We start from the raw sequence: 7,044 nt of genomic DNA, 5'->3' as shown, positions 1-7,044 counted from the left end.
GGTCCAGGCGTCGGCAGCGGCCTCGGCGTCGAACACGGCAGGCCGCGCGTCGCAGTGGAATCCGTGTTTGCCGTGTGCGTAGCGGGTGATCTCGGAAGCGACCGGTGCCGTGGCGGTGACCTCGCGCAGGGTCTCGACGTCCTCGGACGCAATGCCCTCGTCCAGGTCTCCGTAGAACCCATGCCAGGGTGTCTGGAGCGCCTCGCCCACCGACGCCATGGCGGGATAACCGAAGCGGCCCTGCGTGATCCCGCCGCCGTAGAACGTCGCTGCCGCACCGAGTCGCCGTCGTACCGCGGTCTGGAACGCGACGCTGCCGCCCATGCAGAAGCCGACCACGGCGATCGACGTGGGCTCGAAGCCGAGTTCGGCGAGTGTGCTCGCTGCCGCGTCCACATCGGCGTCGACCTCGTCCGCTTTCAGTTGCCCGATGGCCGACATGGCCGAATCCATGTCCGAATACGGCACCACGGTTGTGGCCTGCCGATGAAACAGATGCGGTGCGACAGCAACCCAACCGGCCGCCGCGAGACGACCGCAGACGTCGATGATGTGGTCGTTGACGCCGAAGGCCTCCTGAACGACTATCACGCCGCCGCGTGCGGGTCCGTCGGGCTGGACGACGGTGAGAGGAGTGGAGTTCATCCTTCGATTGGAGCACAAGCAGGAGTGGAGCCTGCGGAACGACCCGGTGGGCAAGGAGTGGAGCCTGCGGAACGACCCGATGTCCTGCCCCCTGGGTGAGGCCAGTAGGGGCTCGAGTGCTGCGGTTTTGTACGGTGGCGGGCAGGGAACGATCCCGACCGAGAGGACCACTCATGCGCGCGGTACAGATCTCCAGTCTCGACGGCCCGGAGTCGGTGACGGTGGTGGACATCGCCGAGCCTGCGGTCGATGACGGGTCGGTGGTCATCGAGGTCCATGCGGCGGGCGTCGCTTTTCCCGATGCACTGCTCACCCGGGGTCTGTACCAGTACAAGCCGGAGTTGCCGTTCGTTCCGGGCAGCGAGATCGCCGGTATCGTCCGCTCGGCCCCGGCGCAGTCCGGTTTCTCGGCGGGCGATCGTGTCGCGGCGCTGACGGGATTGAGTGACGGTATGGCCGAGGTGGCGGTGGTCGCTCCGAATACTGTGTTCGCGTTGCCGGACGCGGTGTCGCTCACCGCGGGGGCGGGTTTGCTGTTCAATGACCTGACGGTGCATTTCGCGCTTCGTGAGCGCGGTCGGCTGGCGGCGGGCGAGACGGTGCTGGTGCACGGCGCGGCAGGCGGCATCGGCACCTCTGCGCTTCGGATGGCTCCGGTACTCGGCGCGTCCCGGGTGATTGCCGTTGTCAGTTCGGAGGCAAAGGCGGACATCGCCCGAGCTGCCGGAGCTACCGATGTCGTGCTGCTGGACGGGTGGAAGGACGCGGTCAAAGAACTGACCGGCGGACGGGGCGTCGACGTCGTGGTCGATCCGGTGGGCGGTGACAGGTTCACCGACAGTATCCGCTCGCTTGCGCCGTCGGGTCGAATCCTGGTGTTGGGCTTCACCGGTGGCGAGATACCCACGGTCAAGGTCAACCGGTTGTTGCTCAACAACGTCGATGTGGTCGGCGTCGGCTGGGGTGCGTGGTGGATGACGCGGCCCGGCTATCTCGCGACCCAATGGGCCGAGATCGAACCGCTGCTCGCCGACGGATCCCTCGTCGCTCCCGAGCCGTCGGTGTTCCCGGCTGCAGGTGCTGCTGCTGCCATCGCGTCACTGGAAAATCGCACGGCAGCAGGAAAAGTGGTTCTCGACTTCACTCGGTGATCTGCGTCGAGCCGTGTGGCGTCAGTCGGGTAGTTCGATGCCTTTCGCCTCGGCCAGGGTCGCGATCTCGGTGGGAAAGACATTCTTGAACACGAAGGGGTCGGTGCCCAGAGCCCAGTTCGGGGCGAGTTCGATGGCGTATCTCTCGAAGTAGCCGAGTTGTTTGGCCACCAGGATCAATTCCTCGGGGCTCGACGTCTTGTATTGCTTGCCCATGCTGACCAGCGCGCGGATGAAGTCCGCCAGGCTGAAGTGCGCGAGGGTCGTCGAGAGCATCGGGGCGAACACCGACTGCAGGATGGCACCGACCTCTGCATCCGAACCCATTTGTGGTGCAACGATTCCCAGGCGTTTGACCGTGCCTGCGAGTCTGCTGAAGTCGCCGTCGATCACGGTGGCGTGAAACAGGTCGAGCAGCAGCGCTCGCCACTGCTCGTCCACCTCTCCCATGACGCCGAAGTCGAGGAACGCCACACGGCCGTCGTCGAGCACCCATACATTGCCTGCGTGCACGTCGCCGTGGAACAGGCCGTGCAGCACGAGCGCTTCCATCCAGACCTTGGCGGCGCGCCGGACGATGAGCTCGGAATCGTTGGCCTGTCCGGGTTCACAGCGATCCAGCGGCGAGCCGTGCATGCGTTCCATACAGATCACGCGTCCGCCGCAGTAGTCGAGGAACACTTCGGGGGCGGTGACGTATCGGTTGTCCCCGAATGCCCCGATCGCTGCGCGAAAGCTGTCCTGCCGCTTCGCTTCCACGGCGCTGTCGAGTTCGGCGAAGGTGGCGGCGTGCAGGTCGACGATGATGGCCGACGCGTTGGCCGTGGTGAAGAACGGAATGAACTTCTCGAGTCCACGGGCGATGAGATACGCGATGCGCAGGTCGATCTTCATGCGGTGGTAGATGCCGCGTCGCTGCACTTTCATGACCACTTCGCGTCCGTTGTCGCGGCGCACGCACAGATGCACCTGAGCGACCGACGCGGACGACAGCGGAACGTCGTCGAAGGAGGAGAACAGTTGGTCGATCGTGCGGCCCAGGTCCGCCTCGATCACCGCCCGTGCCTGCGCCCCGGGGAAGGGCGGAACCTCGTCGAGGCAGCGCAGGCAGGTGTCGGCGAGAACCTTGGGAAACAGCCCCGGTGAGGACCCCATCAGCTGCCCGACTTTGACGAAGGTGGGACCGAGTACGAAGAATGCGTCGACCACGGCCTGCGAGGCGTGCACCGGCCAGCCGCGCCGAGGTGCGCGTATCCAGTGTCCGATCGCGATGAACTGGAACAGCGTCAGCACCGCCCCGATGACGACGAGGCGCAGTAGCTCTCGGATTCCGAAGGTCTTCAGCTCGGGTGCCGGTTTCGGTGTCGCGTCGTCGGGGGTCATGCGTGCGCTCCGGCGGGCACTCGTACGGCCGAGGCTTCCAACCGCGACAACAGACGTTCGAATCTTCTGTCGTCACCCGATGCGCGTGCGAGGACCAGCGCACCCTGAATGCCGGCCACGATTTCCTCGGCGAGTTCGGGGGCGGACTCGCCGTGTCCGAGGCGACGAAGGACCGGGGTGAGTGCTTCGATCCAGTGTGCGAAATGCGCTGCGACGCGGCCCGAGAACGCAGCGCGCTCCAGTCCCAGCGTGAAGGCCCCGAATACGCACACCAAGCGGTTGGAGCGGAAGTACCGGGACGTCTGTACGAACATTTCATGTGTGGTGGATGCGGCATCGGTACCGCGGCGAAGCGGCTCGAACACGTTGTGCTGAAACCACTGCTCGACATCGTCGAGGACGGCCTCGGCCATCTCCTGCTTTCCGCGCGGAAAGTAGTGGTAGAGACTGCCTTTCCCCAGGCCGGTCTGCCTGCTGATGACGGCGAGGGACGAACCGTCGAACCCGTGGTCGCGGAACACTCCTGCGAGTATCGGCACCACGTCGTGGCGATCGCTCATGAGGCGGTACTGTACCAATCGGTACACGCCCGGTGTATCCGGGTGCGGAGAGAGAGCACACTGCTGTCGTGAAGAGAACTACTGTCCTGGCCGCCGGTGGATTTCTCCTCGGTGGGGTCACCTACCTGGCCGCCGAAACGATCGCCGCGCTGGGGTGGTCGGGCCGGTCGTACAGCTACGCACGCAACAACATCAGTGACCTCGGCATCCCGGACATCTCACGGTTGCACGCGGTGATGAACACCGGGTTCGTGGTCGACGGCGCATTGTTCGTCTTGGCGGGCCTGGGATTGTCGATGCTGTTCGAGGGCCGGGCGCGGTGGGTCGTGTCGGTGACCTCTGTGGTGCACGGCGTGGGCAGCATCGTCGTGGGTCTCGCGCACGCCTCGGTCGACGGGGCGTCGACTCCGCACGCCGCTGGAGCGGGCATGGCCATCATCGGCGGCAATCTGGTGCTACTCGCTGCCGGCCGGTACGGCGGCCGCGCCGGGGCTCCGCGCTGGTACACGGTGGGCAGTGCCACGGCCGGGGTTGTGGGCCTGGCCGGTCTGGCCCTGTTTCTCGCCGACACCGGCATCCTGGGCGGCGGAACGTTCGAACGGATCTCGGTGTACACCATCATCGGCTGGGAAATCGTCACCGGTGCACTGATTCTCATCGAGCGCCGCCTATCGAAAGCGCGGTGACTCCTTCGCGAGAAAGGCGCGCACGCCCTCCCTGCCGTCGGGTGAGCCGAATGCATCCTCGAACACCGGTAGCGCCCGCCGCGCGGGTTCGTGGGTCGACTCACCGAAGGTGAGGGCAAGAGCCAGCTTGTTCGCGTGCACTGCCGAGCGGGATTTGCCGGCCAGCACCTGCGCGAGGTCCAGCGCCACCGACAACGACGCCCCACGAGGTGCCACCCGGTTGATCAGACCCCACTCCAGTGCAGTCTCGGCCGAGATGGGCTCGCCGAGCAGTACGAGTTCGGCGGCGCGGGCCTGACCCACCCGCCGCAGTGCTCGCATGGATCCGCCGCTGCTGGGGATCAGGCCCAGGTCGATTTCCGGAAGCCCGAGCCGAGCGCCCGCGTCGGCGACGACGAAGTCGCAGCACAGTGCAAGCTCCAGCCCGCCGCCCAACGCGAAGCCGTCGATCGCGGCGACCGTGGCAAGCGGCAGATCGGCCAGCAATTCGAGGGTGGCGTTCTCCAGATTGCTCTTGCTTGCGAGCACATCACCCTCGCGCTGCATCCTGGGCATTTCGGAGATGTCCGAACCGGCACTGAACGCCCGCTCACCGGTGAGAACGATCGCCCGAACCGCGGTGTTCTCGGCCAGTTCTTCCAGCATGCCGCGCAATCTCCGCGTCGCCGGACGGGTCAGTGCATTGACAGGAGGATTTCGGAGCGTGATCTGCGCGACGGCGTCGTGCGGAAAGGACAGGACGGGGGAGGTCTCTGCGGGCATACACCACACCGTAGAGCGTTGACCAGGCGATTGGGAGACTGCCGGGATGGCATGTAGCGTGGTGGATACCCGACGCGGGGTGGAGCAGCTCGGTAGCTCGCTGGGCTCATAACCCAGAGGTCGCAGGTTCAAATCCTGTCCCCGCTACTACGCAGGTCAGGCCCGACATCACCGATGTCGGGCCTGACCTGTTTCTGCCTCAGGGTTGCAGTCTGAATTGCACCACGGCCGTGACGTTTTCGATCGCGTCGTCGAGTGCAGTCTTGCGCGCACGGACGTTCGGCGCAGACAGGATGTCGAGTCGATCGGACTGACCCATCGGAATCAGTGCGGCGAGTGACCAGATCTTCTCGGCGGCCGAGATCGGTAGGCCGAGAAAGTCCGGAAAGCCCGGGCTGGCAATGGTTTCCGTGGATTCGAGCTGGCCGATCAGCTCGTACAGGTCCTCGACTCGCGCCCAAGTGGTGTCGAATTCCGTATCGTCGATCATCGACTCGGAGTCCTCGTCGTGCCACGGTCGCACGTCGGCCAGGGGGTAGGGATCGTCCGGCAGCCAGGCGTCGATCCTGATCCGTTCGCCGCCGACGCATTCGAGTAGATATCGTCCCGAGCCGATCGCCTCGTGCCCGATGATGTGGGCGGTCGTCGCCACATCGTGACGAACGTCGCCGCCGCCGGCCTCGTGGCCCCGCGCGATGAGTACCACTCCGAAGCTCGGGTCGTCCTGCTTCAAGCATTCGTGCACCAGCGCTTGGTACCGCGGCTCGAAGATGTGCAGCGGCAGGTGTTCGCCCGGAAGCAACACGCTTCCGAGCGGGAACATCGGAATGACGCTCACGGGCGCTGCGAGGGCATGACTGCGGGGGTGATCTCCGCCGGGGCGTTGTTCTCGGTTCGATTGGCGTCCAAGAACTCGCTCAGCAGGCGGAAGAAGAAATCCGGCTCGTCGAGCTGAGGAAAGTGACCGGCATCGGGAAATATCTCGACGCGACTGTTGGGAACCTCACGTCGGATGTTGTCCGCATGCTTGGCCGGAATCATTCGATCCTTACCGCCCCAGACGAGCAGCGATGGAATCGACTCGAACTTGTCGAAGTGCTGCTTGGCGCTGACGGTCTGACCACGCGGGCCAACCACCGCTCGCGTCGACGCCAGGAACGCGTCGCGGGTGGAGCGGTCTGCGACCGACCGGAACGAGCGCCAGGTCTCGGCCATGCTGGGCCCTGGCTTCACCGGCACGCCCCACCTGCCCAGCTGGGTCAGGACGCCCTCGGTGTTGGTGCGGAACCAATCGGACGCGAGCAGCGGCAGTACCAGCTCGCTGCCCGGCAGCGTTGCAGCTTTGAGGAGCAGGCTCACTTCCCGCCCCAGACCGCCGCTGCTGACCAGCGCGAGGCGATCCACCCGCTCAGGGAACAGATATGTCAGCTGCATGATGATTCCGCCGCCGAGCGAGTGGCCGACCATCGGGGCCGAGTCGATATCCAGGTGATCCATCAGATCGCGAACGGTGGCCGAATGCGAGCTCAACGAGTAGTCACCGGAGGGCTTGTCGGAATCGCCGTGCCCGAACAGATCGGGTGCGATGACCCGGTACTCGTGCGACAGGCGCTCGAGCTGTTCGCCCCAGGATTTGTGTGATCCGAGCAATCCGTGCACCAGAATCACGGGCGGACCGTCGCCGATGTCGACGTACCGCAGGACGTCCTTGTGTAGTTCCACGGACTGCAATTCGTACGATGAACTCATTGTCGACCTGCCTGTCGGGGTGGTTCGGGCGTGTCGCAAGGTGGCGTGTCGTGTGGTTCGGCCTGCCCGCGGGTTCGAACGTACAAGCCGTACCGCCGCTGTGACAGA

At 65.4% G+C, this 7,044-nt stretch carries 8 protein-coding genes and 1 tRNA gene; 3 read left to right on the top strand and 6 right to left on the bottom strand.

From position 1 onward, the window contains the following. On the bottom strand, positions 1–645 hold a 645-nt coding region (locus J1M87_RS02480; RefSeq protein ID WP_206487401.1), incomplete at its 3' end, for a dienelactone hydrolase family protein. A gap of 173 nt (positions 646–818) precedes the next feature. On the opposite strand from J1M87_RS02480, the gene J1M87_RS02475 reads away from it, so the two are divergent. Further along, positions 819–1,796: an NADPH:quinone oxidoreductase family protein gene (locus tag J1M87_RS02475; protein WP_206487399.1), complete on the top strand. Its 978-nt coding sequence runs from the start codon at positions 819–821 to the stop codon at positions 1,794–1,796. 21 nt (positions 1,797–1,817) lie between these two features. On the opposite strand, the gene J1M87_RS02470 is transcribed toward J1M87_RS02475, so the two are convergent. Both J1M87_RS02470 and J1M87_RS02465 read right to left on the bottom strand, forming a co-directional pair. After that, positions 1,818–3,179, bottom strand: coding sequence for an AarF/ABC1/UbiB kinase family protein (locus J1M87_RS02470; RefSeq protein ID WP_206487397.1), 1,362 nt, complete (start codon positions 3,177–3,179; stop codon positions 1,818–1,820). Next, positions 3,176–3,739 (bottom strand): TetR/AcrR family transcriptional regulator, encoded by a 564-nt coding sequence (locus J1M87_RS02465; RefSeq protein ID WP_206487395.1) that lies wholly within the window; start codon positions 3,737–3,739, stop codon positions 3,176–3,178. The genes J1M87_RS02470 and J1M87_RS02465 overlap by 4 nt, the downstream gene beginning before the upstream one ends. Positions 3,740–3,807: 68 nt before the next feature. Here J1M87_RS02465 and J1M87_RS02460 point away from each other — a divergent pair, with 68 nt between their 5' ends. After that, positions 3,808–4,425 (top strand): DUF998 domain-containing protein, encoded by a 618-nt coding sequence (locus J1M87_RS02460; protein ID WP_206487393.1) that lies wholly within the window; start codon positions 3,808–3,810, stop codon positions 4,423–4,425. Here J1M87_RS02460 and J1M87_RS02455 read toward each other — a convergent pair. Beyond that, entirely contained in the window at positions 4,408–5,187 is a 780-nt protein-coding gene (locus J1M87_RS02455) for an enoyl-CoA hydratase/isomerase family protein (protein ID WP_206487391.1), read from the bottom strand. The two genes, J1M87_RS02460 and J1M87_RS02455, sit on opposite strands and share 18 nt — an antisense overlap. A gap of 73 nt (positions 5,188–5,260) precedes the next feature. Here J1M87_RS02455 and J1M87_RS02450 point away from each other — a divergent pair. Continuing rightward, positions 5,261–5,334 (top strand) — tRNA-Met (locus J1M87_RS02450). 52 nt (positions 5,335–5,386) lie between these two features. On the opposite strand, the gene J1M87_RS02445 is transcribed toward J1M87_RS02450, so the two are convergent. Continuing rightward, entirely contained in the window at positions 5,387–6,025 is a 639-nt protein-coding gene (locus tag J1M87_RS02445; RefSeq protein WP_206487389.1) for an LON peptidase substrate-binding domain-containing protein, read from the bottom strand. Beyond that, entirely contained in the window at positions 6,022–6,936 is a 915-nt protein-coding gene (locus J1M87_RS02440; protein WP_206487385.1) for an alpha/beta fold hydrolase, read from the bottom strand. The genes J1M87_RS02445 and J1M87_RS02440 overlap by 4 nt, the downstream gene beginning before the upstream one ends. Between the last annotated feature and the right edge of the window lie 108 nt (positions 6,937–7,044).

Origin of the sequence: Rhodococcus sp. KRD162, assembly GCF_017168335.1 — a bacterium.
Lineage (GTDB): Bacteria > Actinomycetota > Actinomycetes > Mycobacteriales > Mycobacteriaceae > Rhodococcoides.
Note: the sequence above shows the minus strand (reverse complement) of the source record. Positions and strands in the feature narration are given on the sequence as shown.